Annotated in this window: 20 protein-coding genes, 2 tRNA genes and 1 pseudogene; 19 read left to right on the plus strand and 4 right to left on the minus strand. The window is 62.5% G+C overall.

The features are described 5' to 3' along the window. From ACCC97_RS10525 to ACCC97_RS10605, 17 genes and pseudogenes are all read left to right on the plus strand, one after another. Positions 1 to 73 (plus strand): annotated as a pseudogene (locus ACCC97_RS10525) (elongation factor Tu); the annotation flags it as partial. A gap of 21 nt (positions 74 to 94) precedes the next feature. Beyond that, positions 95 to 170: transfer RNA gene (locus tag ACCC97_RS10530), tRNA-Trp, on the plus strand. A 101-nt stretch (positions 171 to 271) separates the two neighbouring features. After that, positions 272 to 655: a preprotein translocase subunit SecE gene (secE, locus tag ACCC97_RS10535; RefSeq protein ID WP_007831049.1), complete on the plus strand. Its 384-nt coding sequence runs from the start codon at positions 272 to 274 to the stop codon at positions 653 to 655. Between the two features lie 3 nt (positions 656 to 658). Beyond that, complete coding sequence (nusG, locus tag ACCC97_RS10540) at positions 659 to 1,261, plus strand: transcription termination/antitermination protein NusG (RefSeq protein WP_007831050.1); 603 nt, start codon at positions 659 to 661, stop codon at positions 1,259 to 1,261. Between the two features lie 137 nt (positions 1,262 to 1,398). Further along, the gene (rplK, locus tag ACCC97_RS10545; protein WP_007831051.1) at positions 1,399 to 1,830 is read left to right on the plus strand and encodes a 50S ribosomal protein L11; all 432 of its coding nucleotides are present in this window, start codon (positions 1,399 to 1,401) and stop codon (positions 1,828 to 1,830) included. Further along, positions 1,831 to 2,529, plus strand: coding sequence for a 50S ribosomal protein L1 (gene rplA / locus ACCC97_RS10550; RefSeq protein ID WP_007831052.1), 699 nt, complete (start codon positions 1,831 to 1,833; stop codon positions 2,527 to 2,529). 260 nt (positions 2,530 to 2,789) lie between these two features. Further along, on the plus strand, positions 2,790 to 3,326 hold the full coding sequence (gene rplJ / locus ACCC97_RS10555; protein WP_007831059.1) for a 50S ribosomal protein L10: 537 nt from the start codon (positions 2,790 to 2,792) through the stop codon (positions 3,324 to 3,326). A 43-nt stretch (positions 3,327 to 3,369) separates the two neighbouring features. Then, the gene (gene rplL / locus ACCC97_RS10560; RefSeq protein WP_007831060.1) at positions 3,370 to 3,744 is read left to right on the plus strand and encodes a 50S ribosomal protein L7/L12; all 375 of its coding nucleotides are present in this window, start codon (positions 3,370 to 3,372) and stop codon (positions 3,742 to 3,744) included. A 296-nt stretch (positions 3,745 to 4,040) separates the two neighbouring features. Further along, a complete protein-coding gene (gene rpoB / locus ACCC97_RS10565; protein ID WP_007831061.1) occupies positions 4,041 to 8,165 on the plus strand; it encodes a DNA-directed RNA polymerase subunit beta in 4,125 nt (1,374 codons plus the stop codon). Positions 8,166 to 8,186: 21 nt separating this feature from the next. Next, positions 8,187 to 12,422 (plus strand): DNA-directed RNA polymerase subunit beta', encoded by a 4,236-nt coding sequence (rpoC, locus tag ACCC97_RS10570; protein ID WP_007831062.1) that lies wholly within the window; start codon positions 8,187 to 8,189, stop codon positions 12,420 to 12,422. 98 nt (positions 12,423 to 12,520) lie between these two features. Continuing rightward, entirely contained in the window at positions 12,521 to 13,129 is a 609-nt protein-coding gene (locus ACCC97_RS10575) for a lema family protein (RefSeq protein ID WP_413314953.1), read from the plus strand. 79 nt (positions 13,130 to 13,208) lie between these two features. After that, positions 13,209 to 14,594 carry a 16S rRNA (cytosine(967)-C(5))-methyltransferase RsmB gene (gene rsmB, locus ACCC97_RS10580; protein ID WP_413332711.1) on the plus strand — a complete coding sequence of 462 codons (1,386 nt, stop codon included), beginning with the start codon at positions 13,209 to 13,211 and terminating at the stop codon, positions 14,592 to 14,594. A 52-nt stretch (positions 14,595 to 14,646) separates the two neighbouring features. Beyond that, the gene (locus ACCC97_RS10585; protein ID WP_007831065.1) at positions 14,647 to 15,213 is read left to right on the plus strand and encodes a DUF4390 domain-containing protein; all 567 of its coding nucleotides are present in this window, start codon (positions 14,647 to 14,649) and stop codon (positions 15,211 to 15,213) included. After that, entirely contained in the window at positions 15,210 to 17,540 is a 2,331-nt protein-coding gene (locus ACCC97_RS10590) for a sensor histidine kinase (RefSeq protein WP_413332713.1), read from the plus strand. Before ACCC97_RS10585 ends, ACCC97_RS10590 begins: the two co-directional genes overlap by 4 nt. Positions 17,541 to 17,629: 89 nt before the next feature. Further along, entirely contained in the window at positions 17,630 to 18,331 is a 702-nt protein-coding gene (locus tag ACCC97_RS10595; protein ID WP_007831069.1) for a response regulator, read from the plus strand. A 24-nt stretch (positions 18,332 to 18,355) separates the two neighbouring features. Next, positions 18,356 to 18,431 (plus strand) — tRNA-Phe (locus ACCC97_RS10600). 151 nt (positions 18,432 to 18,582) lie between these two features. Next, a complete protein-coding gene (locus ACCC97_RS10605; protein ID WP_413332715.1) occupies positions 18,583 to 20,319 on the plus strand; it encodes a DUF6538 domain-containing protein in 1,737 nt (578 codons plus the stop codon). Between the two features lie 156 nt (positions 20,320 to 20,475). Here the strand turns inward: ACCC97_RS10605 and ACCC97_RS10610 are convergent, their stop codons facing one another. Next, positions 20,476 to 20,709 carry a helix-turn-helix domain-containing protein gene (locus ACCC97_RS10610; protein ID WP_413332717.1) on the minus strand — a complete coding sequence of 78 codons (234 nt, stop codon included), beginning with the start codon at positions 20,707 to 20,709 and terminating at the stop codon, positions 20,476 to 20,478. 105 nt (positions 20,710 to 20,814) lie between these two features. Here ACCC97_RS10610 and ACCC97_RS10615 point away from each other — a divergent pair, with 105 nt between their 5' ends. Continuing rightward, complete coding sequence (locus ACCC97_RS10615) at positions 20,815 to 21,567, plus strand: hypothetical protein (protein ID WP_413332718.1); 753 nt, start codon at positions 20,815 to 20,817, stop codon at positions 21,565 to 21,567. 1,155 nt (positions 21,568 to 22,722) lie between these two features. Here ACCC97_RS10615 and ACCC97_RS10620 read toward each other — a convergent pair. Beyond that, positions 22,723 to 23,313 (minus strand): recombinase family protein, encoded by a 591-nt coding sequence (locus ACCC97_RS10620; RefSeq protein WP_413332720.1) that lies wholly within the window; start codon positions 23,311 to 23,313, stop codon positions 22,723 to 22,725. 345 nt (positions 23,314 to 23,658) lie between these two features. Here ACCC97_RS10620 and ACCC97_RS10625 point away from each other — a divergent pair, with 345 nt between their 5' ends. Continuing rightward, a complete protein-coding gene (locus ACCC97_RS10625; protein ID WP_413332722.1) occupies positions 23,659 to 24,513 on the plus strand; it encodes a hypothetical protein in 855 nt (284 codons plus the stop codon). Here ACCC97_RS10625 and ACCC97_RS10630 read toward each other — a convergent pair. Together ACCC97_RS10630 and ACCC97_RS10635 are read right to left on the minus strand one after the other, a co-directional pair. Beyond that, positions 24,457 to 25,941, minus strand: coding sequence for a DNA cytosine methyltransferase (locus ACCC97_RS10630; protein ID WP_413332724.1), 1,485 nt, complete (start codon positions 25,939 to 25,941; stop codon positions 24,457 to 24,459). The two genes, ACCC97_RS10625 and ACCC97_RS10630, sit on opposite strands and share 57 nt — an antisense overlap. Next, positions 25,904 to 26,314 carry a very short patch repair endonuclease gene (locus ACCC97_RS10635; RefSeq protein WP_413332726.1) on the minus strand — a complete coding sequence of 137 codons (411 nt, stop codon included), beginning with the start codon at positions 26,312 to 26,314 and terminating at the stop codon, positions 25,904 to 25,906. Before ACCC97_RS10635 ends, ACCC97_RS10630 begins: the two co-directional genes overlap by 38 nt. Between the last annotated feature and the right edge of the window lie 97 nt (positions 26,315 to 26,411).

A 26,411-nucleotide genomic window follows, 5' to 3' on the forward strand; every position in this document is an offset into this window, starting at 1 on the left:
CCTGCGCTTCGCCATCCGCGAAGGCGGCCGCACCGTGGGTTCGGGCGTCGTGGCGAAAATCCTCGACATCTAAGCCGAGCGAAAAGAGTACCGGAGGGGTATAGCTCAATTGGCAGAGCGTCGGTCTCCAAAACCGAAGGTTGTAGGTTCGATTCCTACTGCCCCTGCCACCTAGGTGGCACCCCGAAAAGCCCATCGTGACCCGATGGGCTTCGGCGTCTCAAGAGGCGCATTGAATAGAAGGCCGAAAGGCGCAGGAAATCAGCCAACCATGGCCACTTCTCAAATCGAAACCGTGAGCACCGGCGCAGACAAGGCCAAGTTGGCCGCGGCTGTTGTGCTGGCAGTGGGCGCCATTGTGGCGTTCTATCTGCTGTCGCGCCAAGGTTCGCTGGTCCAGTGGGCTGCGCTGCTGGTCGGCCTGGCCGCTGCGGTGGGTGCCTTTGGCAGTTCGGAGAATGGCCGTCAGTTGTGGGCTTTTGGCCGCGACTCGTGGCGCGAGGTCAAGAAGGTCGTGTGGCCGACCCGCAAGGAAGCAATGCAGATGACGGCTTATGTGTTCGCCTTTGTGGCGATCATGTCCGTCTTCCTCTGGCTCACCGACAAGACGCTCGAATGGGTGTTTTTCGACCTCATTCTGGGCTGGAGAAAGTAAGCAATGACCGACGACGTAGTTGAAACCACGCCTGAAGAGGAAAACACTCCGATTCTGGCTCCCGCCGCCAACCCCGATCTGCGTTGGTATGTGGTGCATGCCTATTCGGGCATGGAAAAGGCCGTCGAGCGCAACATCACCGAGCGCATCAACCGCGCCGGCATGCAGGACAAGTTCGGCCGCATCCTGGTTCCGACCGAGGAAGTGGTCGAGATCAAGAACGGCCAGAAGCGCACCACCGAGCGCCGCTTCTTTCCTGGCTACGTCCTGGTCGAAATGATCATGGACGACGAGAGCTGGCACCTGGTGAAGCACACCAACAAGGTGACGGGTTTCGTGGGTGGCGCCAAGAACCGTCCGGCCCCGATCTCGCAGAAAGAGGTCGAGGACATCGTCAGCCAGATGCAGCAGGGCACCGAGAAGCCGCGCCACAAGGTCGAGTTCACCGTCGGCGAATTCGTGCGCGTCAAGGAAGGCCCGTTCACCGACTTCAACGGCACGGTCGAAGAAGTCAACTACGAGAAGAGCAAGGTCAGCGTGTCGGTCATGATTTTCGGCCGCGCGACGCCTGTGGAGCTCGAATTCAGCCAGGTCGAAAAGACCTGAGCCACAGGCCGCAAGGCCTGAAGCATTCCCGGCTGCGCGTTGTCCGACTCGGCGCGCGGCCTTGATCGAAGAGTCGTTCAACCCCGGGGAGCCCTGGCCGCAAGCCAAGGCGATATCACCCGCAAGGAGCAAAAAGCATGGCGAAAAAAATCGTCGGCTTCATCAAGCTGCAAGTGCCAGCTGGTAAGGCCAACCCGTCCCCGCCGATCGGTCCCGCACTCGGTCAGCGCGGTCTGAACATCATGGAGTTCTGCAAGGCGTTCAATGCGCAAACCCAAGGCGTCGAGCCGGGTCTGCCGCTGCCGGTGGTCATCACCGCGTTCGCTGACAAGAGCTTCACCTTCATCATCAAGACGCCCCCGGCGATCACCTTGATCAAGAAGGCCATCAAGCTGGAAAAGGGCTCGGCCCGTCCGCACACCGACAAGGTCGGCAAGATCACTCGCGCACAGCTCGAAGAAATTGCCAAGGCCAAGATGAAGGACCTGACTGCCGCCGACCTCGACGCAGCAGTTCGCACCATCGCCGGCTCGGCCCGCTCGATGGGCGTGAATGTGGAGGGCGTGTAAATGTCCAAGATCACCAAGAAGCAGAAGTCGCTCGCAGGCAAGGTCGACAGCAACAAGCTGTACCCGCTGGCTGACGCGATCGTCATCGTCAAGGACGCCGCCACCGCCAAGTTCGACGAATCGATCGACGTGGCTGTGCAGCTCGGCATCGACGCGAAGAAGTCGGACCAGGTCGTGCGTGGCGCCGTCGTGCTGCCCAACGGCACCGGCAAGACCAAGCGCGTCGCCGTGTTCGCCCAAGGCGCCAAGGCTGAAGAAGCCAAGGCCGCCGGCGCCGACATCGTCGGCATGGACGACCTCGCTGCCATGGTCAAGGCTGGCGACATGCCTTTCGACGTCGTGATCGCTGCCCCTGACGCGATGCGCGTCGTCGGTACGCTCGGCCAGATCCTCGGCCCGCGCGGCCTGATGCCCAATCCCAAGGTTGGCACCGTGACTCCGGACGTCGCCACGGCCGTGAAGAACGCCAAGGCTGGCCAGGTCCAGTTCCGCGTCGACAAGGCCGGCATCGTGCACGGCACGATCGGCCGCCGCTCGTTCGACAATGACAAGCTGCAGGGCAACCTCGCCGCGCTGATCGACGCTCTGGTCAAGGCCAAGCCGGCGACCAGCAAGGGCGTGTACCTGCGCAAGGTGGCTGTGTCGTCGACCATGGGTCTGGGTGTCCGCGTGGACACGCAAACCATCTCGGCGAGCTAAAGAGATTTGCCTTGCTCCTGATCTAACGTGAAGGGGCGGGGCGAATGTGGTGGGTCGCGGCAGCTCAGGTTGCTGCGGGCCATCCAAGACCGCTGGTGTGCAGGGCGCTGCACTTAATCGCCGGATCGATCCTTCCGGTATCCAGCGCAGATGGCGATCCCGCTGCAAGGAATTTGATTTTTGTTCCGAAACAGTTGTTGGTCGCTGCATGAAGCGCGATCCCAGGCCCCGGCCGAAGATCGCATTAAAAGGAGTAGACCTTGAGTCTGAATCGCAGTGAGAAAGAAGCGGTCATCAGTGATGTGACCAGCCTCGCCGCAAAAGCTCAAACGCTCGTGATGGCGGAATACCGTGGCATCACGGTGGCCGATATGACCAAACTGCGCATCGAAGCGCGCAGCAAGGGTGTGACCCTGAGTGTTCTGAAGAACACCCTGGCACGCCGTGCTGTCGCCGGTAGCGCGTTTGAGATTGTTGGCGACCAGATGACCGGTCCGCTGATCTACGGCTTTTCCGAAGACGCAGTGGCTGCCGCCAAGGTGGTGGCCGACTTCGCGAAGACCAACGACAAGTTGGTGATTCGCGGTGGCGCGTTTGGCGGCAAGGCCCTGGACGTGAACGGCGTGAAGCAACTGGCCAACATCCCTTCGAAGGAAGTGCTGCTGGCGCAATTGCTGGGCTTGATGCAATCCCCGATCTCTCGTACCGCCCGCGTGCTCGCGGCGCTGGCCGAGAAGCGCGGTGGTGGCGAAGCTGCACCCGTTGCCGATGCACCGGCAGAAGCGCAGGCCGCTTGAGCCTCGCGTTTGAAACATTCAACCCAATTGTTAGGAAACAAAAATGGCATTCGATAAAGACGCATTTCTGACCGCACTCGACGCGATGACGGTCCTGGAACTCAACGACCTGGTGAAAGCCATCGAAGAGAAGTTCGGCGTGAGCGCCGCTGCAATGTCGGCTCCGGCCGCCGGTGGTGGCGCTGCCGCCGCTGTGGTCGAAGAGAAGACCGAATTCAATGTCGTGCTGGCCGATGTCGGCGCGAACAAGGTGTCGGTCATCAAGGCCGTGCGCGAAATCACCGGCCTGGGCCTCAAGGAAGCCAAGGACCTGGTGGAAGCCGCTCCCAAGGCTGTCAAGGAAGGCCTGTCGAAGGCTGACGCTGACGCTGCCAAGAAGAAGCTGGAAGAAGCTGGCGCCAAGGTGGAACTGAAGTAATTCAGACCCCCTAGAGGGCTGGAGGTGCTTGAAAAGGCCCTCCAGCCTTTGCCGCTTTCAGAGCGCACCCGAAAGTCGGCTTGATTGCCGGCTTCCCCGGAGATCTTCAGGTCGAAGGGAAAGTCAAAATCAAGCGGATTTTCGAGTGTCTTCTGACCCCGACTGCAGAAGATCCCTTGGTTCGGGCGATGTGCAACGCATCGCTGTCCGCCAACGGCTGGTAGTGGCCAGCCGCCAAGCAGTGGTGCCTCGGCACTGCTGACAAGTCGCTGAAGATCTCAAGCACCGGAGCTCTCATGGCCCAATCGTCCGCGTACAGTTACACCGAACGCAAGCGCATCCGAAAAAGTTTCGGCAATCGCGACAGCGTCGTCGAAATCCCCTACCTGCTGCAGATGCAGAAAGACGCGTACACCGCGTTCCTGCAAGCCGGCATTCCCCCGAAACAACGCACCGTCGAAGGCCTGCAGGCCGCGTTCGACGCCGCCTTCCCGATCGTCTCGCACAACGGTTTCGTCGAGATGAAGTTCCTCGAGTACAACCTGGCGAAGCCGGCGTTCGACGTGCGTGAATGCCAGACCCGTGGTCTGACCTTCGCCTCGGCCGTGCGCGCCAAGGTCCAGCTCATCATCTATGACCGCGAGTCGTCGACGTCGCAGTCGAAGGTGGTCAAGGAAGTGAAGGAGCAAGAGGTCTACATGGGCGAAGTTCCGCTCATGACCGACAAGGGTTCGTTCATCATCAACGGCACCGAGCGCGTGATCGTCTCGCAGCTGCACCGTTCGCCGGGCGTGTTCTTCGAACACGACAAGGGCAAGACGCACAGCTCGGGCAAGCTGCTGTTCTCGGCCCGCGTGATTCCTTACCGCGGTTCGTGGCTCGACTTCGAGTTCGACCCGAAGGACATGCTGTACTTCCGCGTGGACCGTCGCCGCAAGATGCCGGTCACGATCCTGCTGAAGGCCATCGGCCTGAACCCGGAATCGATCCTCGCGAACTTCTTCGTGAACGACAACTTCCGCCTGATGGACAGCGGTGCGCAGATGGAGTTCGTCTCCGAGCGCCTGCGCGGCGAAGTCGCGCGCTTCGACATCACTGACAAGTCGGGCAAGGTCGTGGTCGCCAAGGACAAGCGCGTCACCGCGCGTCACACGCGTGAGCTTGAGCAGGGCGGCACCACGCACATCAGCGTGCCGGAAGACTTCCTGGTCGGCCGCGTGATCGCCCGCAACATCGTCGACGCCGACTCCGGCGAAATCCTGGCCAAGGCCAACGACGAGCTGACCGAAGCGCTGCTGAAGAAGCTGCGTACGGCTGGCGTGCAGGACATCCAGGTCATCTACACGAACGAACTGGACCAGGGCGCGTACATCTCGCAGACGCTGCGCATCGACGAAACGGTGGACGAATTCGCCGCCCGCGTGGCCATCTACCGCATGATGCGCCCCGGCGAGCCGCCGACGGAAGACGCCGTGCAAGCGCTGTTCCAGCGCCTGTTCTACAACCCGGACACGTACGACCTGTCGCGCGTCGGCCGCATGAAGTTCAACGCCAAGGTCGGCCGCGACGAGTCGACCGGCCCGATGGTGCTGACCAACGAAGACATCCTGGCCGTGGTCAAGATCCTCGTCGACCTGCGCAACGGCAACGGCGAAGTCGACGACATCGACCACCTGGGCAACCGCCGCGTGCGTTGCGTCGGCGAACTGGCCGAGAACCAGTACCGCACCGGCCTGGCACGTATCGAAAAGGCCGTGAAGGAACGTCTGGGTCAAGCGGAACAAGAGCCGCTGATGCCGCACGACCTGATCAACAGCAAGCCGATCTCGGCCGCGCTGAAGGAATTCTTCGGTGCGTCGCAGCTGTCGCAGTTCATGGACCAGACGAACCCGCTGTCCGAAATCACCCACAAGCGCCGCGTGTCGGCCCTTGGCCCGGGCGGTCTGACGCGCGAACGTGCAGGCTTCGAAGTGCGCGACGTGCACGTGACCCACTACGGCCGCGTGTGCCCGATCGAAACGCCTGAAGGCCCGAACATCGGCCTGATCAACTCGCTGGCCCTGTACGCCCGCCTGAACGAATACGGCTTCATCGAGACGCCGTACCGCCGCGTGGTGGACAGCAAGGTCACCCACGAGATCGACTACCTGTCGGCCATCGAGGAAGGCAAGTACGTCATCGCCCAGGCCAATGCGGCCCTGGACAAGGACGGCGTGCTGACCGGCGACCTGGTCTCCGCGCGTGAAGCCGGCGAATCGATCCTGGTCGGTGCCGAGCGCATCCAGTACATGGACGTGTCGCCCGCACAGATCGTATCGGTGGCCGCATCGCTCGTGCCGTTCCTGGAGCACGACGACGCGAACCGCGCGTTGATGGGCGCCAACATGCAGCGTCAGGCCGTGCCCGTGCTGCGTCCCGAGAAGCCGATGGTCGGTACCGGTATCGAGCGCGTCTCCGCGGTCGACTCGGGCACCGTGGTCACGGCCACCCGTGGCGGTATCGTCGACTACGTCGATGCGACCCGTGTCGTGGTGCGCGTGAACGACGCCGAAGCGGCTGCCGGTGAAGTCGGTGTGGACATCTACAACCTGATCAAGTATCAGCGTTCGAACCAGAACACCAACATTCATCAGCGTCCGATCGTCAAGCGCGGCGACAAGATCGCCAAGGGCGACGTGGTGGCCGACGGCGCATCGACCGACCTCGGCGAACTGGCCCTCGGCCAGAACATGCTGATCGCGTTCATGCCCTGGAACGGCTACAACTTCGAAGACTCGATCCTGATCTCGGAACGTGTCGTTGCCGAAGACCGCTATACCTCGATCCACATCGAGGAACTGGTGGTGATGGCTCGCGACACGAAGCTGGGCGCTGAAGAAATCACGCGCGACATCCCGAACCTGGCCGAGCAGCAGCTCAACCGCCTCGACGAATCCGGCATCATCTATGTCGGCGCCGAAGTGCAGCCGGGCGACACGCTGGTGGGCAAGGTCACGCCGAAGGGCGAGACCACGCTGACGCCTGAAGAGAAGCTGCTGCGCGCCATCTTCGGCGAGAAGGCTTCCGACGTGAAGGACACCTCGCTGCGTGTGGACCAGGGCTCGCAAGGCACCGTGATCGATGTGCAGGTCTTCACCCGCGAAGGCATCACGCGCGACAAGCGCGCCCAGCAGATCATCGACGATGAACTCAAGCGCTTCCGCCTCGACCTGAACGACCAGCTTCGCATCGTCGAAGCCGACGCGTTCGACCGTATCGAGAAGCTGCTGACCGGCAAGGTCGCCAACGGCGGCCCGAACAAGCTGGCCAAGGGCACCAAGCTCGACAAGGCCTACCTGTCGTCGGTCGAGAAGTTCCACTGGTTCGACATCCGCCCGGCGGAAGACGAAGTGGCCACGCAGCTCGAGTCGATCAAGAACTCGCTGGAGCAGACGCGCCACAGCTTCGACCTCGCGTTCGAAGAAAAGCGCAAGAAGCTCACGCAGGGCGACGAGCTGCCCGCGGGCGTGCTCAAGATGGTCAAGGTCTACCTGGCCGTCAAGCGCCGCCTGCAACCCGGCGACAAGATGGCCGGCCGCCACGGCAACAAGGGTGTGGTGTCGAAGATCGTTCCGGTCGAAGACATGCCCCACATGGCCGACGGCACGCCGTGCGACATCTGCCTGAACCCGCTGGGCGTGCCCTCGCGGATGAACGTGGGCCAGGTGTTGGAAGTGCACCTGGGCTGGGCCGGCAAGGGCATTGGCCAGCGCATCGGTGACCTGCTGCAGCAGGAGGCCAAGGTGGCCGAGCTGCGCAAGTTCATGGAGCAGCTGTACAACGGCTCGGGCCGCCAGGAAAACATCAGCTCGCTGAACGACACCGAACTGCTCGAAATGGCAGCGAACCTGCAGAACGGCGCGACCTTCGCGACGCCTGTGTTCGACGGTGCTTCGGAAGAAGAAATCCGCGGCATGCTGAAGCTCGCCTACCCGGACGACATCGCCAAGCTCAAGGGCCTGACCGATACGCGCACGCAGGCCTACCTGTTCGACGGCCGCACCGGCGACCAGTTCGAACGCCCCGTCACCGTCGGCTACATGCACTTCCTGAAGCTGCACCACCTGGTGGACGACAAGATGCACGCCCGTTCGACCGGCCCGTACTCGCTCGTCACGCAGCAACCGCTGGGCGGCAAGGCGCAGTTCGGCGGCCAGCGTTTCGGGGAAATGGAAGTGTGGGCGCTGGAAGCTTACGGCGCCGCCTACGTCCTGCAGGAAATGCTGACCGTGAAGTCCGACGACGTGCAAGGCCGTACCAAGGTGTACGAAAGCATCGTCAAGGGCGAGCACTCGATCGAAGCCGGCATGCCGGAATCGTTCAACGTGCTGGTCAAGGAAATCCGTTCGCTGGGGCTCGACATCGAGCTTGAGCGTTCTTAAGTTGAAAAGGGAAAGAGTCTTATGAAATCGCTACTCGACCTGTTCAAGCAATTCACGCCCGATGAGCATTTCGATGCCATCAAGATCGGCATGGCTTCGCCCGAGAAGATCCGCTCGTGGTCTTTCGGCGAAGTGAAGAAGCCCGAGACGATCAACTACCGCACGTTCAAGCCCGAGCGCGACGGCCTGTTCTGCGCCAAGATCTTCGGCCCCATCAAGGACTACGAGTGCCTGTGCGGCAAGTACAAGCGCCTGAAGCACCGCGGCGTGATCTGCGAGAAGTGCGGCGTCGAAGTCACGCAGACCAAGGTGCGCCGCGAGCGCATGGGTCACATCGACCTGGCCGCGCCCTGTGCCCACATCTGGTTCCTGAAGTCGCTGCCGTCGCGCCTGGGCCTCGTGCTCGACATGACGCTGCGCGACATCGAACGCGTGCTGTACTTCGAAGCCTACGTGATCACCGACCCTGGCATGACCCCGCTGAAGAAGTTCGGCATCATGTCCGAGGACGACTACGACGCGAAGCGCAAGGAATACGGCGACGAGTTCGTCGCCAAGATGGGCGCCGAAGGCATCAAGGACCTGCTCGAGGGCATCGAACTCGACAGCGAGATCGAACGCCTGCGCGGCGACCTGACCGGCTCCGAAGTCAAGGTCAAGAAGAACTCCAAGCGCCTGAAGGTGCTGGAAGCCTTCCGCAAGTCGGGCATCAAGCCCGAGTGGATGGTGCTCGACGTGCTGCCCGTGCTGCCGCCGGACCTGCGTCCGCTGGTGCCGCTGGACGGCGGCCGCTTCGCGACCTCCGACCTGAACGACCTGTACCGCCGCGTCATCAACCGCAATTCGCGCCTGCGCCGCCTGCTGGAGCTGAAGGCTCCGGAAATCATCGCGCGCAACGAAAAGCGGATGCTGCAGGAAGCTGTCGACTCGCTGCTCGACAACGGCCGCCGCGGCAAGGCCATGACGGGCGCCAACAAGCGCGCGCTGAAGTCGCTGGCCGACATGATCAAGGGCAAGAGCGGCCGCTTCCGCCAGAATCTGCTGGGCAAGCGCGTCGACTACTCGGGCCGTTCGGTCATCGTGGTGGGCCCGACGCTCAAGCTGCACCAGTGCGGCCTGCCGAAGCTGATGGCGCTCGAGCTGTTCAAGCCCTTCATCTTCTCGCGCCTCGAGGCCATGGGCATCGCGACGACGATCAAGGCTGCCAAGAAGGAAGTCGAATCGGGCACGCCGGTGGTCTGGGACATCCTGGAAGAGGTCATCAAGGAGCACCCGGTCATGCTGAACCGCGCTCCGACGCTGCACCGCCTGGGCATCCAGGCCTTCGAGCCGATCCTGATCGAAGGCAAGGCCATCCAGCTGCATCCGCTCGTTTGCGCGGCCTTCAACGCCGACTTCGACGGCGACCAGATGGCTGTCCACGTGCCGCTGTCGGTGGAAGCGCAGATGGAAGCCCGCACGCTGATGCTGGCCTCCAACAACGTGCTGTTCCCGGCCTCGGGCGAACCGTCGATCGTTCCTTCGCAGGACGTGGTGCTGGGTCTGTACTACACGACCCGCGACCGCATCAACGGCAAGGGCGAGGGCCTGATCTTCTCCGACATCGGTGAAGTGCAGCGCGCGCTCGACGCCAACGAAGTCGAACTCACCGCCAAGGTGGCGGTGCGCATCACGGAGTACACCAAGGACAAGGAAACCGGCGTCTTCACGCCGTCGACCTCGCTCGTGGACACCACCGTGGGCCGCGCACTGCTGTCCGAGATCCTGCCGAAGGGCCTGCCGTTCTCGAACATCAACAAGGCGCTGAAGAAGAAGGAAATCTCCAAGCTCATCAACGTCTCGTTCCGCAAGTGCGGCCTGAAAGAGACCGTCGTGTTCGCCGACAAGCTGCTGCAGAACGGCTTCCGCCTGGCGACCAAGGCCGGCATCTCGATCGCGATCGACGACATGCTGGTGCCCGCTGAAAAGCACGGCATCATCGAACGCTCGGCCAAGGAAGTGAAGGAGATCGAACAGCAGTACGTCTCCGGTCTCGTGACCTCCGGCGAGCGCTACAACAAGGTGGTGGACATCTGGGGCAAGGCCGGCGACGAAGTGTCGAAGGTCATGATGGCCAAGCTCTCGAAGCAGAAGGTCATCGACCGCCACGGCAAGGAAGTCGAGCAGGAGTCGTTCAACTCCATCTACATGATGGCCGACTCGGGCGCCCGCGGTTCCGCAGCGCAGATTCGCCAGGTGGCCGGTATGCGGGGCCTGATGGCCAAGCCGGACGGCTCGATCATCGAGACGCCCATTACCGCGAACTTCCGCGAAGGCCTGAACGTGCTGGAGTACTTCATCTCCACCCACGGTGCCCGTAAGGGTCTGGCCGACACGGCGCTGAAGACGGCGAACTCGGGTTACCTGACCCGTCGTCTGGTCGACGTGACGCAGGATCTGGTCGTGACCGAGCAGGACTGCGGCACGCACGGCGGCTACCTGATGCGCGCGATCGTCGAAGGCGGTGAAGTGATCGAATCGCTGCGCGACCGTATCCTCGGCCGCTCGGCTGCGGACGACGTGCTGCACCCGGAAAACCGTTCGGTGCTGCTGAAGGCCGGCGAGATGTTCGACGAAGACAACATCGAAGTCCTGGAAGCCCAGGGCGTCGACGAAGTCAAGGTCCGCACCGCGCTGACCTGCGAAACCCGCTTCGGCATCTGCGCGACCTGCTACGGACGCGACCTGGGCCGCGGCGGCCTGATCAACATCGGCGAAGCCGTTGGTGTGATCGCTGCCCAGTCCATCGGCGAACCCGGCACGCAGCTGACGATGCGTACCTTCCACATCGGCGGCGCCGCTTCGCGCGCTGCCATCGCTTCGAGCGTGGAAGCCAAGTCGAACGGCTCGATCGGCTTCAATGCCACGATGCGCTACGTGACCAACAGCAAGGGCGAGCTGGTCGTGATTTCGCGTTCGGGCGAGATCGTCATCCATGACGAGCACGGCCGTGAGCGCGAACGTCACAAGGTGCCGTACGGCGCCACGCTGACGGTCAAGGCCGACCAGCAGATCAAGGCCGGCCACGTGCTCGCCAACTGGGACCCGCTGACCCGCCCGATCATCACGGAATTCGCCGGCAAGACGCAGTTCGAAAACGTCGAGGAAGGCCTCACGGTTGCGAAGCAGGTGGACGAAGTGACCGGTCTGTCGACCCTGGTCGTGATCGATCCGAAGCGCCGCGGCGCTGCCAAGGTCGTTCGCCCGCAGGTGAAGCTGATCGATGCGCAAGGCCAGGAAGTGAAGATCCCCGGCACCGATCACTCGGTGACGATCGGCTTCCCGATCGGCGCGCTGGTGCAGATCCGCGACGGCCAGGACGTGGGCCCCGGCGAGGTGCTGGCGCGTATTCCGGTCGAAGGCCAGAAGACCCGCGACATCACCGGCGGTCTGCCGCGCGTCGCCGAGCTGTTCGAAGCCCGTTCGCCTAAGGACAAGGGAATGCTGGCCGAAATGACCGGTACCGTGTCGTTCGGCAAGGAAACCAAGGGCAAGATCCGCCTGCAGATCACCGATCCGGAAGGCACGGTCTGGGAAGACCTCGTGCCGAAGGAAAAGAACATCCTGGTGCACGAAGGCCAGGTGGTGAACAAGGGCGAAAGCGTGGTCGACGGCCCGGCGGACCCGCAGGACATCCTGCGCCTGCTGGGTTCGGAAGAACTCGCGCGCTACATCGTGGACGAAGTGCAGGACGTGTACCGTTTGCAGGGTGTGAAGATCAACGACAAGCACATCGAGGTGATCGTTCGCCAGATGCTGCGCCGCGTCGTGGTCGACAACATCGGCGAGACCGGCTACATCTCCGGCGAACAGGTCGAACGCAGCGAAATGCTCAACACCAACGACGCCCTGCGCGCCGAAGGCAAGATCCCCGCGACGTTCACCAACCTGCTGCTCGGTATCACGAAGGCATCGCTGTCGACCGACTCGTTCATCTCGGCCGCGTCGTTCCAGGAAACGACGCGCGTGCTGACCGAAGCCGCGATCATGGGCAAGCGCGACGAGCTGCGCGGCCTGAAGGAAAACGTCATCGTCGGCCGCCTGATTCCCGCAGGCACCGGCATGGCGTACCACCAGGCCCGCAAGGTCAAGGACGCCATGGACGAAGCCGAGCGCCGCGCCATCGCCGAATCGGAAGCTGCCGAACTGGCAGGCTCCGCCGACAGCGATGCGACGACCAGTACGGCGGACGCCAGCGAAGGCGCTGCGACCGAATAACTGGGTAGCATCACCGGCCATGACCGGTACACACGCCCCCCGACCGCCCCCGGTTGGGGGGCGTTTTTCTTTGTGTTTTCCATGAGGCGTTGTCGTCGATGAGCGTGTTGCCCGAATCGCTGGCCAGCTGGATCGTCATTGCGATCCTGTTGTTCTGGTTTGTCGGTGCCTACAACCGGCTGGTGCGTTTGCGCGCGGCTGTGCTGCAGGCCTACGGCCTGCTCGACGCGGCCCTGGGCAAGCAGCTGGATTTCGTGCAGGCCAGCATCACCGCCGCGCCAGCGCCAGAAGCAGCGCCAACGGGGGAGTCGCTGTCGTCCATCGCGCCATTGCAGGCCGCGACGACCCAGCTCGCGACCTTGCTCGGTGCGACCCGGCTGCACCCGTTGGACAGCGGCGGCATGGCCGCGCTGGCCACTGCGCTCCAGGTGTGGGCCAATGCATGGCGCCGCCAGCACCCGGACGAAGTGACGGTGTTCGATGCCGACGGCACGCTGTCGCGGCCGGCGCAACTGCAGCCCGGGGCCGAGGCCATGTCGCCCAGCGCCAGCGAGCCGATCGCGTGGCCCGAGCCTTCGGCCGCGGCGGAGATCGCTCGGGGCCAGTTCAATCAGGCGGTGGGGCACTACAACGCCGCGATCGCGCAATTCCCGGCACTGCTGGTGGCATGGGCCGTGCGTCTGCGTCCGGCTGCGCCACTGCTCTGAACGAACCCGGCGCGATTCTTTTCCATCTTTCCATTGCGTGGCGCCCGGCTTTTCGGGCGCCCGTTACCATCGTCCCAACTTGTCAGAACTACCTTCCGATCCTTCCTCGAGCAGCAGCGGCACGCCGTCATTGCAGCCCCCGCTCTGGCGCCAGCTGCAACTGACCGCAGCGGCGCTGGCGTCGATCCGCGCCGGCACCTCGGGTTCCGTCGCGTTCGAAGCCGTCGAGCCCGCGCTGCGGCCCGGCGTGCAGGCGCTCGGCTTCCAGGTGCTGCGATGGCTCGGCCGCGCCGAAGCGCTGCGCCGCCACCTGGCCAAGCGCACGCCGCCGCCCCTGCCCGATGCATTGCTGTGCACCGCGCTGGCGCTGGCCTGGGACGCCGAGCGCGCGCCCTACGAACCGTTCACGCTGGTCGACCAGGCCGTCGAGGCCGCCAAGCGCAACCCCGCGACGCGGGCGCAGGCCAGCTTCATCAACGCCTGCCTGCGGCGCTTCCTGCGCGAGCGCGACGAATTGGTGGCCGCCACCGACTCCGAGCCGGTCGCGCAATGGAACCACCCTCGCTGGTGGATCGAGCGCCTCAAGCGCGACCATCCGCGCGAGTGGCAACGGGTGCTGGGCGCAGACAACGCGCAGGCGCCGATGACGCTGCGGGTCAATGTTCAGAAGTCGACCGCGGCTTCCTATCTTGTGGAGCTGGAGGCCGCCGGTCTCGGCGCGACGCGCGTGGGTCCCAGCGGCCTGCAACTGACGCGTGCACGCCCCGTGCAGCAACTGCCCGGCTTTGCCGACGGTGCCTGCTCGGTGCAGGATGCCGCTGCGCAGATGGCCGCGCCGCTGCTGCTCGAAGGCCTGTTGCCGGCGAAGCCCGGTGCCGCAGTGCCGCTGCGGGTGCTCGATGCCTGCGCGGCTCCCGGCGGCAAGACCGCGCACCTGCTCGAAATGGCGGCTCCCGGCGCCATCGACGTGACCGCGCTCGAAGTCGATGCCGCCCGCAGCCGCCGCATCGACGAAACCCTCGCCCGCCTCGGACTGAGCGCCAAGGTGCTCGTGGCCGACGCGGGGCGTCCGGCGCAGTGGTGGGACGGCACGCCTTTCGACGCCATCCTGCTCGATGCGCCATGCACCGCCTCGGGCATCGTGCGGCGCCATCCCGACGTTCGCTGGCTGCGCCGCGAGAGCGACACCGCCCAGCTCGCCGCCCAGCAGGCCGCGTTGCTGGCCGCGCTCTGGCCGCTGGTGCGGCGCGGCGGCCGGCTCCTTTACTGCACCTGCTCCGTGTTTCGCGAAGAAGGTTCGCAACAAATTGATGCGTTTCTTGTACACAACACCGACGCCCGATTGCTGCCATCGCCAGGCCATTTGCTGCCCCAAAGCGGGTCGAATGCCCGCGGCGTCCCGGACAATCCCTCTGGTGACCACGACGGTTTCTTCTACGCCCTGCTTGAAAAGCGCCCGCACTGAGCGGCGCTGGCCGGTCTGGCTGCCCATCCTGTTCTGGGCCTGGGCGATGTGCATGGCCTGGCTGCCGGCTCCGGCGGCCGCCCAGGCCCGCACCGGCGCGTCGATCACGCAGATGCGCCTCGAACAGGCCGACGACGGCGTTTATTTCAGTGCTGCGGTGCAGTTCGAACTGCCCTCGCTGGTGGAGGAGGTGCTCGACAAGGGCATCGCCATCTATTTCGTGGCCGAGGCCGAGCTCTACCAGGAGCGCTGGTACTGGACCGACCGAAAAGTCGCCCAGGTCACGCGCCACATGCGACTGGCCTACCAGCCCCTCACGCGCCGCTGGCGGCTCAACGTATCGGCAGCGCCGATGACGGGCGCGGCCGGCCTGGGCATCTCGCTGAACCAGAACTTCGACACGCTGGCCGATGCGCTCGACGCCATCAAGCGCGTCGGCCGCCTGCGGTTGGCCGACGTGTCGGAGGTCGGCGACGATCCGCTGCACCAGGTCACCTTCCGCTTCCGGCTCGACACCTCGCAGCTGCCGCGCCCGTTCCAGATCGGCGTGGTCGGGCAGGCCGACTGGAACATCGCCACCGAGCGCACGGCCCGGCTCGCAATGGAGAAGCAGAAGTGAGCATTTCCGGGCGCAGCGGCGCAGCGGCCACGCCGGCCGCGCGCCGCGCGCGGGCCACGCGCTGGGCCATTGGCGTCGGTGCCGCGCTGGTCACGGCCATCGGCCTGGTGCTGATGTTCCTGCTGGCGCAGGCCACCAACAACCGCGCGCTGTACGAGCGCTACTACGTGCGCCTGTTCGGCATCAACGTCGTGGTGGCGGTGCTGCTGGTGCTGGTGATCGGCTGGGTCGCCTTCCGGTTGCTGCGGCGGCTGCGGCAAGGCAAGTTCGGCAGCCGGCTGCTCATCAAGCTGGCGGCCATCTTCGCGCTGGTGGCCGTGGTGCCCGGGGCGCTGGTCTACGTGGTGTCCTATCAGTTCGTTGCGCGCTCGATCGAGAGCTGGTTCGACGTCAAGGTCGAAGGTGCGCTCGATGCCGGCCTGAACCTCGGGCGCGCCACGCTCGATTCGCTGTCAGACGATCTCGCCGCCAAGACGCGCGGCGCCAGCGCACAGCTGGCGCAGGTGCCCGACACGAGCGCGGGCCTGGTGCTCGAACGCATCCGCGACCAGCTCGAGGCCACCGACGTGATCCTCTGGACCGGTTCCGGGCAACTGGTGGCCAGCGCCGGCAGCTCCCGTTTCCAGCTCAGCCCCGAGCGTCCGACCCCCCAGCAGTTCCGCCAGGTCCGACCGGAGCGCGCCGTCGCGCACGTCGAGGGTCTGGACGAAACCGCCCCACCGGGCGCGACCCCGCCGGTGGCGAGCGTGCGCGCGCTCGCCATGGTGCAGAGGCCGGGCTTCGACTTCGACACCGCGCCCCGGTATCTGCAAGTCACGCGGCCGCTGCCGCCGGCCGTGGTCGCCAACGCGCTGGCCGTGCAGGAGGCCAACCGCGAATACCAGGAGCGGGCGCTCGCTCGCGAGGGCCTGCGCCGCATGTATATCGGCACGCTCACGCTGAGCCTGTTCCTCGCCGTGTTCGGTGCGGTGCTGCTGGCCGTGCTGTTCGGCAACCAGCTCGCGCGGCCGCTGCTCGTGCTGGCCGACGGTGTGCGCCAGGTGGCCGCCGGCGACCTGCGGCCCACCGCGGTGCTTCAGGGCAAGGACGAACTGGGCGGCCTCACGCGCTCGTTCGCCGTCATGACCCAGCAGCTGGCCGATGCCCGCGGCGCCGTCGAGAAGACCGTGGGCGAGCTCGATGCCGCGCGCGCCAACCTGCAGACCATTCTCGACAACCTGACCTCCGGCGTGATCGTGCTCGACGCCAAGGGCACCGTGCTGTCGACCAATCCGGGCGCGACCCGTGTGCTGCGCGCGCCGCTCGCGGCCTACGAAGGCCGGGCACTCGTCGACGTGCCGGGCCTGGCCGACTTCGGCGCCAAGGTGCAGCAGCAATTCGAGGACTTTCTCGTCGAGCGCGTGCAGCACGGCCTCGACCACTGGCAACACGCCTTCGAACTGCACGCTTCCGGCACCGACCTGCCGCAGCAGGACGGCGCCATCAACATCGTCGCGCGCGGCGCGGAACTGCCCGGCGCCGCACGGCTGCTGGTGTTCGACGACATCTCCGAGATCGTCTCGGCCCAGCGCGCGCAGGCCTGGGGCGAGGTCGCGCGCCGGCTGGCACATGAAATCAAGAACCCGCTCACGCCGATCCAGCTCTCGGCCGAGCGGCTGGAGATGAAACTGTCGGGCAAGGTCCAGCCGCCCGAACAGGCCGTGCTCGTGAAGTCGGTGAAGACCATCGTCGACCAGGTCGATGCGATGAAGCGGCTGGTGAACGAATTCCGCGACTACGCGCGACTGCCCGCTGCCGACCTCAAGCCGGTGGATCTCAACGCCTTGCTGGTTGACGTGCTCCAGCTCTACAGCGCGGAGAACCTGCCGATCACGCTGCGCTCCGAACTCGACGAGCGCTGCCCGCCCATTCGCGGCGATGCGCAGCAGATCCGCCAAGTGATACACAACCTGTTGCAGAACGCGCAGGACGCCGCCGAGGCTGCCGCCAGCGGGACCGGCAGGGCGGGCGAGGTCGTGGTGCGCACGCGGCTCGGAGATTCGGGTCAGCGCGTGCGCCTGACCGTGCAGGACAGCGGCCCTGGTTTTGCCGAGAACATCCTGAAGCGCGCGTTCGAACCCTACGTCACCACGAAAACAAAAGGTACCGGTTTGGGCCTTGCGGTCGTCAAGAAAATCGCCGACGAGCATGGCGCGCGCATCGAGCTTTCCAACCGTGTCGTCGACGGGGCTGTAGCAGGGGCGCAAGTCTCGCTATCATTCGCGCTGGCAAGCGGGCCGCGGGCAGCGGCCGCTCACACCGAAGATTCAAAGTCTTCCGCCGCCTGAGCCGCACGAATATCCGTCGCACAGGCGACGGATGGGCCCGCGGACCCTACACACATTGCAGACACCAGCGCAAACAACAAGCAGCACTCATGGCAAACATTCTCGTGGTCGATGACGAGCTGGGCATCCGGGACCTGCTCTTCGAAATTCTCAATGACGAAGGCCACAACGTGGAGCTCGCGGAAAACGCCGCCGAGGCGCGCGCTGCGCGCCAGCGCGCGCGGCCCGACCTCGTTCTGCTCGACATCTGGATGCCCGACACCGACGGCGTCACCTTGCTCAAGGAGTGGTCCACCGCCGGCCTGCTGAGCATGCCCGTCATCATGATGAGCGGCCACGCCACCATCGACACCGCGGTCGACGCCACGCGCATCGGTGCGTTCGCCTTCCTCGAGAAGCCCATCACCATGCAGAAGCTGCTCAAGGCGGTGGAGCAGGGCCTGGCGCGCGAGAGCGCGCGCCGCGCTGCTGCAGGCGTGGTGCCCGCGCCCGTCGCCGGCAGCCAGGCGGCCGCCATCACGACGACGGGCGACAGCCTGCTGATGGCCTCGCTGGCTTCCGTGCCCGTGGCCGACGCCGGCCCCCAGTCGACGCAGAGCTTCGATCTCGACCGCCCGCTGCGCGACGCGCGCGACGGTTTCGAGAAGGCGTACTTCGAGTTCCACCTCGCGATGGAGAATGGTTCGATGACCCGCGTCGCCGAGAAAACTGGCCTCGAACGCACCCATCTCTATCGAAAGCTCAAACAACTTGGTGTGGATCTTTCAAGAGGGCGCAGAAGCGCTGTATAATTTAGGGCTGCACTCAAATGCAATGGCCCGGTAGCTCAGTTGGTAGAGCAGCGGATTGAAAATCCGCGTGTCGGTGGTTCGATTCCGCCCCAGGCCACCACTCTTCTAAGCCCTTGATTCTTAACGGAATCAGGGGCTTTTCAGTTTGTGGCGCCTCGCTATCCGCTTGATTTGGTACACCAAGCAGGTACACCGTGGCATTTACGCTTCATAGAATCGGCGACGCATCAACTGTTCGCCGACGCTCGTTCATGGCCCAGCCGTTCAAGTCCCCGACTGGGATCTATCAGTTGCGCCGCAAGGTGCCGCCCGAGTTGCGATCTGCGCTCGGTCACGAGTACAAGCGATCGCTCAAGACCCGCGATCCGTACGAAGCGAAGACGAGATTTGCCGAGGAGTGGGCGAGATCGGACGATGCTTTCGCGCTCGCTCGGGCTCAATCAGACGGTCTCGATGCGCTGGGCGAACGAGACATCCAGCAGCTGGCCGCGCGATGGTTTCGCTCGGAGCAGCAGAAGCTCGAAAACACAGGTGACTTTGCGTCATGGCTCTTCGAAGCTGAGACCTGGGTCAATGAGCAAGGCAACCAATACCAAGAGTACACGCGCCTTGTCAGTGCCAGGACGGCGTTGAATGAGGGGCTCCTGGAGGAGATGGACTTCGCGCGAGACGTGGAGCGCAATGTTGCCCAGACGTTGAAAGAGAGCGGCATGCCGATGCCAGCAGACGCTCGCCTGCATGCGCGCCTCGTTCTCGCGTTTCGTGAACATTGGCTCAGGCTTTCGGAGCTTGCATCGCAGCGGTACGAAGGCAACTGGACGGCGCAACCTGATGTTCTGCCACACGAGCCGCTGACGGTGGAAGCCAAGCGGAAGGCATCGAAGCGGCCAACGAAACTGCTTGACCTCTTCAAGACCTACAGCGCCGACAAGAAGCTCAACGATGGCGACACGCGAGGCGTCCGCAAGACGCTGGACGGCTACGAAGCAACACTCAAGCAATTCATCGAACTCTGTGGCGATCTTTCTATCGAGAAGATCAGCCGCGAGACTGTCCGTGAGTATCGAGCCTACTTGGCTCAAATGCCTGCAAAGGGAGACGGCATCCGCAAGCTATCGGCAAAGCAATTGATCGCGAAAGCCGAAGCTGAGGGACTACCCAAGGTTTCTGCGCCGACCATCCGAAACAAGCTGCGAGCCCTGTCCGCCGTGCTTAGTCACGGTGTGAGGTTGGGGCTGCTTGCGGAAAATCCGGTCATCGCGGGCGGCATTGGCAGGGCCGCAGCCAAGGCCGCTGGCAGTCGTGGCGCTGCATCACGGCGGCGCAAGGATTACACCAAGGACGAACTGCGCAGCATTTTCACGAGCCCGATTTTTACTGAGGTTGACTGGTCTGCGCCCCGTGCGGATTTTGGTCGAGCGTGGTACTGGATGCCGCTGCTGATGTATTACACGGGGGCACGGCGTGAAGAACTGGCGCAACTCGCCGCAAGAGACGTGCTGACCAGGGAAGGGATTCCCTGTTTGAGCATCCTGGCAATGCCAGATGACGATGACGCAGATCGCGGAGTGAAGACGGAAGGGAGTCGGCGGATGATTCCGCTTCATCCTGATTTGGTCGAGCGAGGGTTTCTGGAATATGCGCAAAGTGTCCCGGTAGGTGGGCAGTTGTTCCCCAAGCTGAAGCCAAGTCCAGCCGGTTTTTACGGCGCAAACTTCGGTAAGCGCTGGGCAGCATATTTGCGCGACGTTGTGGGTCTAGATACTTCAGTTAGCCCTTCGCATGGTTTCCGCCACACGTTCAAAACGTTATGCCGAGAGGTGGGCATACCGGAGGACGTACACGATGCGATCACCGGTCATGCTGGGGCTGGGATGGTGGCGCGTGACTACGGGCAAATGCCGCTGGTGCGTATGGCCGCCGAAATCGCTCGCTACCCATCGTTGGACGTGCTGGAAGACGGCGTGCAAGATATTCAGGGACTGTAGCTCCGAGGCTGGCGCAGTGGTCCGGCGCGCATTGACCGCGCGAGCGGCGAGCAAAGGGTGTAAGTCGGCGGGCGCGTACGAGTGGACGTGCTTTCTCTCTTTATAGGTGGTCCCGATTTCAATCCGGCCCATGAAGACAGGTCAGGCGGAGGCCGCCTACTTGTCAATCGATGCGATTGTCTCCGTGGCAGACAAGCCGACGGCGCGGCATACCTGAACGAATTCGACAACGTCCAACCTGCGCTCCCCGCTCTCGTACTTGGAGACGAACGATTGGGGCCGTCTCATGTACTTGGCGACATCAGCCTGCGTGAGCCCGGCCTCGCGCCGTGCTTCGGCCAGCAGACGCAGTAGCTTGCGATACGGTTGAGAGTTGAGCGCGCCGGACACCCTTTGACGCTATATTCCGCTTTGGGATAACCCAACTTTGGATTTTTAAGTTGAGGGCTTCCCTCGATGTGCAAGGCACGAAGAGACTTCGCTCAAGGGGTTCGTATGAGAACGTTCGAGAAATTGCTGGCGGTCGTCGCCATGCTTGTTGTGGCGGGTGGTGCCGCTGCCGGTGCTCAGGCCGCCGATAGTTCGGCCGTCGCTGGAAGGGCTTCGGACTGGCCCCGGCTGCCCACCTACCAGCCCCCCGAGAAGGCTGCCCATGATGCTTGGCTGGCGGGCGTCCTGGCAGAGTCCACCCGCCAACTTGTAGAAGCCGAGGGGACACGAGGTGCCAGCGTGGCCCAGACCGAAGCCAGCATTGCGCAGGATCAGCAAGTACAGGCCCGCAAGGACGCCGCCACGCTCGGCGCTGCTCTTAAGACGGTGGCGAATGATTCCCGCCTGCCGGTCGGCGCGGATCGCTTGGCCGACAGCGACAAGCGGGATAAGGGCGTCCGGCCCGACTACTACTTGCAGAACATGGACAAGATCGAGGCGGGGATTGGTTCCGATGAAGAGCGCCAGTTCCTTCGGGAAAACGTCCGAGGCCCGGAATCGCTGGCTTGGGCAAGGAGGGAACTGGAATTGCGAAGGCGTGCCGATCAGGTGTACACCGACGCGGGGCCGGTGACGACATTCTTTGCAAAGGCCGCAGCGCGGTTGTTTGACCCGCTGACCTGGGTGCTGCTGGCTGTTTCAGCGTTCTTTCTTGTCCACCTCATTCGGAAGAAAGGTAAGGGCCAGAAGGCCGAGCTTTCACCAAGGCGCGAGCCTGCATTTGGTTTGCCTTCAAAGGAGGAGGGGCAAAAAGGCTGATGCTCTGAAGATTTCGCGGAATTGAGATTGACAGGTCGCATCCCCAGTATTGCGGCGATGAAGCAAGAATAAGAGGGAATATGGTTAAGTCACTATTTTCCGCTGTGGTACTCACGGCGCTCACGGGATGTGCATCATCCATTATTCAGGGCTATGTGGGAAAGCCAATTTCCGAAATCATTGAAGACTACGGCTTCCCGTCCGGCGCGTATGACACGGCACCAGGAAGGCGGACGTTTATTTGGACGAGAAAACGAGCCGACACTTTCGGGGGGTCGTCAACGACGAATGCCTCTATTGTCGGAAATCAACTCTTTGCAACCACAATCACCAGTCCCCCAACGACGATGATCAGTTCTTGCAACTATGTGGGGTATGCGGCCCGGACCCGAACGGATATCACCGGGCCGGCTGCTTGGACTCTTGTAGGATTCAAAAAGCCTAAACTTCTTTGCGAGTAGCCGGGAAGCCGTGACCCGGGAGCTTTGCTGGCTCGGTGATGCGTCAGCGGCATCTATCGCAATCGGCCATCGTTACATTAATGTTACACAAAAACGAAAAACAGGGCCTATAAGGCCATGATGTGGCATTTGGCTACTGCCCTAGCGACCCTTCGTCAATCGTGCCTTGGCGGCCCGATTTGGTGCCTTCCTGGGGCTCTAGGAGGGTTGGGGTCTGAGGATAAGTCCCTGGCCTAGGAGAAGTCTGATTTCCGTGCCCAGCATGTGCATCCAGAAACTCATGCTAAAGCCGCATCTGCAGCCGCGCGTTGAACAGCGCCAGTGTATCTCAATAAAGCGTGAATCTCCGGCTTTGGGTGCGGATGCTTTGTATTGCCTGTCAAAAGCGGGAAGGTATTTATCCTGCTCATTTCTCGCCATCCCTGGCAGACGATAATAATTTAAATGCCAACTGCCTTGGATATCAATACAGAGTAGAGATATCAATACAGAGATATCAATACAGAGATATCAATACAGAGATATCAATACCGTATCTAGCAATAATATCTATACTCAGGGATATCTATGCTCTTCTAGTCTTATCTGGGCTAGCCTAGTCTTATCTATCTCTTACCTATCTATATACTCATGCAGATGTTAGGGAAAACCCTTGGTTTTCTGTTCCGGCGAAACACCGGCTTCCGCTGATCGCTCAATCTATCGTGATGCCAATTGAATCCCTGACTCGCATGATTGTCTGACGACTGGTATTGAGATCGCGGGCAATTGCGGCGACCGCCTCCCCGTTTCGAATGCGTTGCTGGACTTCAGCAACCTGCCGCTTATCCAGGCTTTGGGGGCGGCCGAGCACCTTGCCCTCTGCCTTGGCCCGCATCAGTCCCGACTGAGTGCGTTCCACCAATAGGTCGCGCTCGAACTCCGCGACGGCCGCGATAACACCCATGGTCATCTTGCCCGCTGGGCTTGTGAGGTCTACTCCCCCAAGGGCCAAACAGTGCACTCGAACCCCCATCCCCGACAGACCCTCTACCGTGGCCCGGACATCCATTGCGTTCCGCCCGAGGCGGTCTAGCTTCGTGACCACCAGCACGTCTCCGTGCTCCAGCTTGTTGAGGAGTTGACAGAAGCCCGCACGCTCCGCAGCCGCTACGCTCCCCGACACCGTTTCCGTGATCGTTCGCGAGGCGATAACGTTGAAGCCTGCCGCCCCGATTTCCCGTACTTGGTTGTCGGTGGTTTGATCGGCGGTGGAGACGCGGCAATAAGCGAAGACGCGGGACATGGTGGGGCCTAGGTGTTCGTTAAGGGAGTCCGAATCATCTTGCATGTCCAAAAGACTGTCAAGCTAGATTTTGGACACGCCCGCAGGGTCTGTCCGTATACGGTCGTTTTTGGACAATGCAAGCTGCGGTCCAAAAGAGCTGTGCTGGAGTGGCAGCAGCTGGACAATTGGGCGAAATCCGTCCGTACAGGGACGCTTGCTGTCAGCCGCGAGGGGGGTATGGGGGCGTGGCGAGGATTTCGGGTCGGACTTGCCCCGGCGCAAATCCGGTTCAATTTTTCGGTCCGATGAGGGCTCCTGGTTGAAGAAGGGAAGGGGGCGGGGGCGCCGAGCTAACATCCGCAAATGCCTCCTCGCAAACTATCGGGCAAGCCCCCTGTGATCGAACGCGTCTTTGATCAACTGTGGGACCCAATTTCTAAAACCTTGGCGCGCACGGTTGTTACTAGTGCCGATCTTGTGGAGGCCATTGCGTGGTGCAAAGAGCATCACGGCATCACGCTTTCTGCGAAGAACCCGGCGAATTTTTTCAAAGACATCATTCGGGGCTCTGGCGCGGAAGGCATGTGGCCTCAGAAGCTCAAGGACTTGAGATGGTCGGCGCGTCAACGAACCGGTGACGGTGACGTTTTGGAGTTTGTGCCGTACAAGCACGGGCAGAACGAAGCGTTTCCGGACTTGTTTGCGTATAGGCCCGACATCCCTCATCGGCAGATTCAGAGTCTGTCGATGCCGCTTGCTTCCAAAGAACTCGGCCGCGACGATGAAACCTACCTGATCCAGGTTGCAGTCAAGCTCGCCGTAGTTGAGACCCATTTTGCGCTGGAGTCTCCACTGGATGTGGCAGAGCTCAATCATCTGCAAATGGGCATCAAGTTGCGAAAAACCGAGATTGATTCCCTATTCTCCGCGCAGTTCACGGACGAAGATAAGGTGAAGAAGCGCCTGATCATTACCGCCGAAGCGAAGAACAAGCATCAGCGAATTCTTCCCGAACAGATCATCAGCCAAGTGCGGGCCGCGTTCACGGTCGCACCTTCCGTAGAGGCTGTTGCTCCTGTCGCCATGGTTGCCCGCGCTGGCGGGATCTATTTCGTTGAGTTCAAAATCGTTCGGCGTTCTGAGCTCGCTGGCTTCGAGGAGCTAGTTCTCGAACGCGAGGCTTTCTACGAGCTCGTCCCGCACGTCAAGGGCATCTGAATTTTTAGGTTGGAGCTTCTTGGGTTTCGATATGGGCAATGGCTCCGGTACCTTGCGGTCCCGTTGGGCAATGGCAACCGGGATGCCAAAGTGGGCGGCGGCCTCGCTCATTCCAAACCGAAGAAGCGTAACGGAGCCTAGTTCGATCAATTCGGCGGGCTTGACCGGTGTTACTTTCATGGCAGAAATCAATGCCGCCGCAACTGCGCGGGCTAGCGGAGGAGGAACTGCGTTGCCAATTTGTCTCGCACCGTGCCACTTGGTCGGGTGAAAGCGAAACCAGTCCGGAAACCCGTGCAGTCGAGCCATTTCCCTTACCGTGATGCAACGGGGGTGCTTGTAGTGAATGGGTCGGGGAGACGTGAAGGCCCCCCTCGCGCTGTCTGTACCCGCTCGTAGCGTATTACTGACGCCATTGCTTGGAAGCTTGAAAAAGCGCGAGACGGGCTCCACTGCGCCTTCCTCCGTCTCCGCGAATCGCTGGCGGGAGAGTTCTGTGTGTTCTGTCCGCGTACTGCTCGTGAGCAGCTTCGGATCCCATCTGCGCTCGTAGCTAAAGTCTTGAGGGTCGATGGCTGCGCCCCTTAGCACCCTCGCGTACTGGCTGCCGCGCTTCCATTTGGCACGAACTTGGTCGGTATTCCAGAGCTCTTCGAACTCTTCGGCATCGGGAATGTCGTCTAGTGCGTCAGCGCACGATGGGCTTTCAGGCAGCAGCAGCCCCTTCGCTGTCGTTCCAGCTGGACGGCTTGTCGGCAAAGGGTAGTCAGGGAGCTTCAGCCCCTTTTTGCAACCCATGAGTATCAGCCTTTCACGGTTCTGGGGAACGCCGTAGTTGGCCGCATTCAGCACCTTCCAGGGAAGTCGAATCGAGTATCCGATGGCTTCGAACGCCTCGATAACTTCTTCCAGGAACTGAGCGTGCTTCCCCACCGTAATCCCTTTCACGTTCTCGAAAACGAAGTACTTGGCATCCAGCTCGTGAACAAGCCGAACGAAGTCTCGAACAAGTGAGTTGCGAGGATCGTCAAGGGCGCGTCGCCCCATCATCGAAAATCCCTGGCAAGGAGCTCCGCCGAACACCACGTCAACCTTTCGCCGACCAATCTTGGCAGCTTTGCGGATGGCCTCGCCTGTGAGATCTCTCACCGTAGTAGGTATGACCGCACACTGAGGGAAGTTAAAGGCATGAATGCTTGCGTGGATCGGATCGATTTCGACCGCCGCAACTACGTCGAAACCTGCCTGTTCGAAGCCGAGAGAGAGGCCGCCTGCGCCCGCAAAAAGATCCACCCCGATTGGCCGTGCCATCAAATCTCCATTGAAAACTGTGCCCACCGTGGGCCCGCAAATCGTACAAGCGTCCGAGCAAAAAGTCGATCGAATTCCGCTATGGCTCATCAAGGAATGCTCGAAGACGCTGCTCAAGCGCTTTCATCTCGCTTAGCTCACACTGCCAAACGGTGAGAATGGTCCAGCCCTCGGCTCGAAGGGCCGCGGCGTTTGCTGCATCTCTTGCCACGTTTTTCGCCAGCTTGGGGCCCCAGTACTCCAATCGAGACTTGGGCGCGCGCCCTTTCGCGCACTCGTGGGCATGCCAGAAGCAACCGTTAACGAAGATCGCTTTCCTTCGCCCTGGGAAAACGATATCCGGTTTCCCAGGGAGGTCCTTTCGATGAAGTCGGTAGCGGTATCCCAGGCCATGGAGGAGGCTGCGCACTGCCATCTCCGGACCGGTGTTCTTAGTCCGGACGGACTGCATGATCATGCGGCGCTGGGTCGGCGTTCTGGTATCGGACACTGGGGTATGCCGAACTGTCCGTTGGCTCCCGTGGTTGCTGAGAGCTAACCGTACAGGAGTGGTGTTTTTTGCGCGATGGCTTGCCGTAAAGCCCTAC

This window comes from Variovorax sp. Varisp85, assembly GCF_047304045.1.
GTDB lineage: Bacteria > Pseudomonadota > Gammaproteobacteria > Burkholderiales > Burkholderiaceae_C > Variovorax.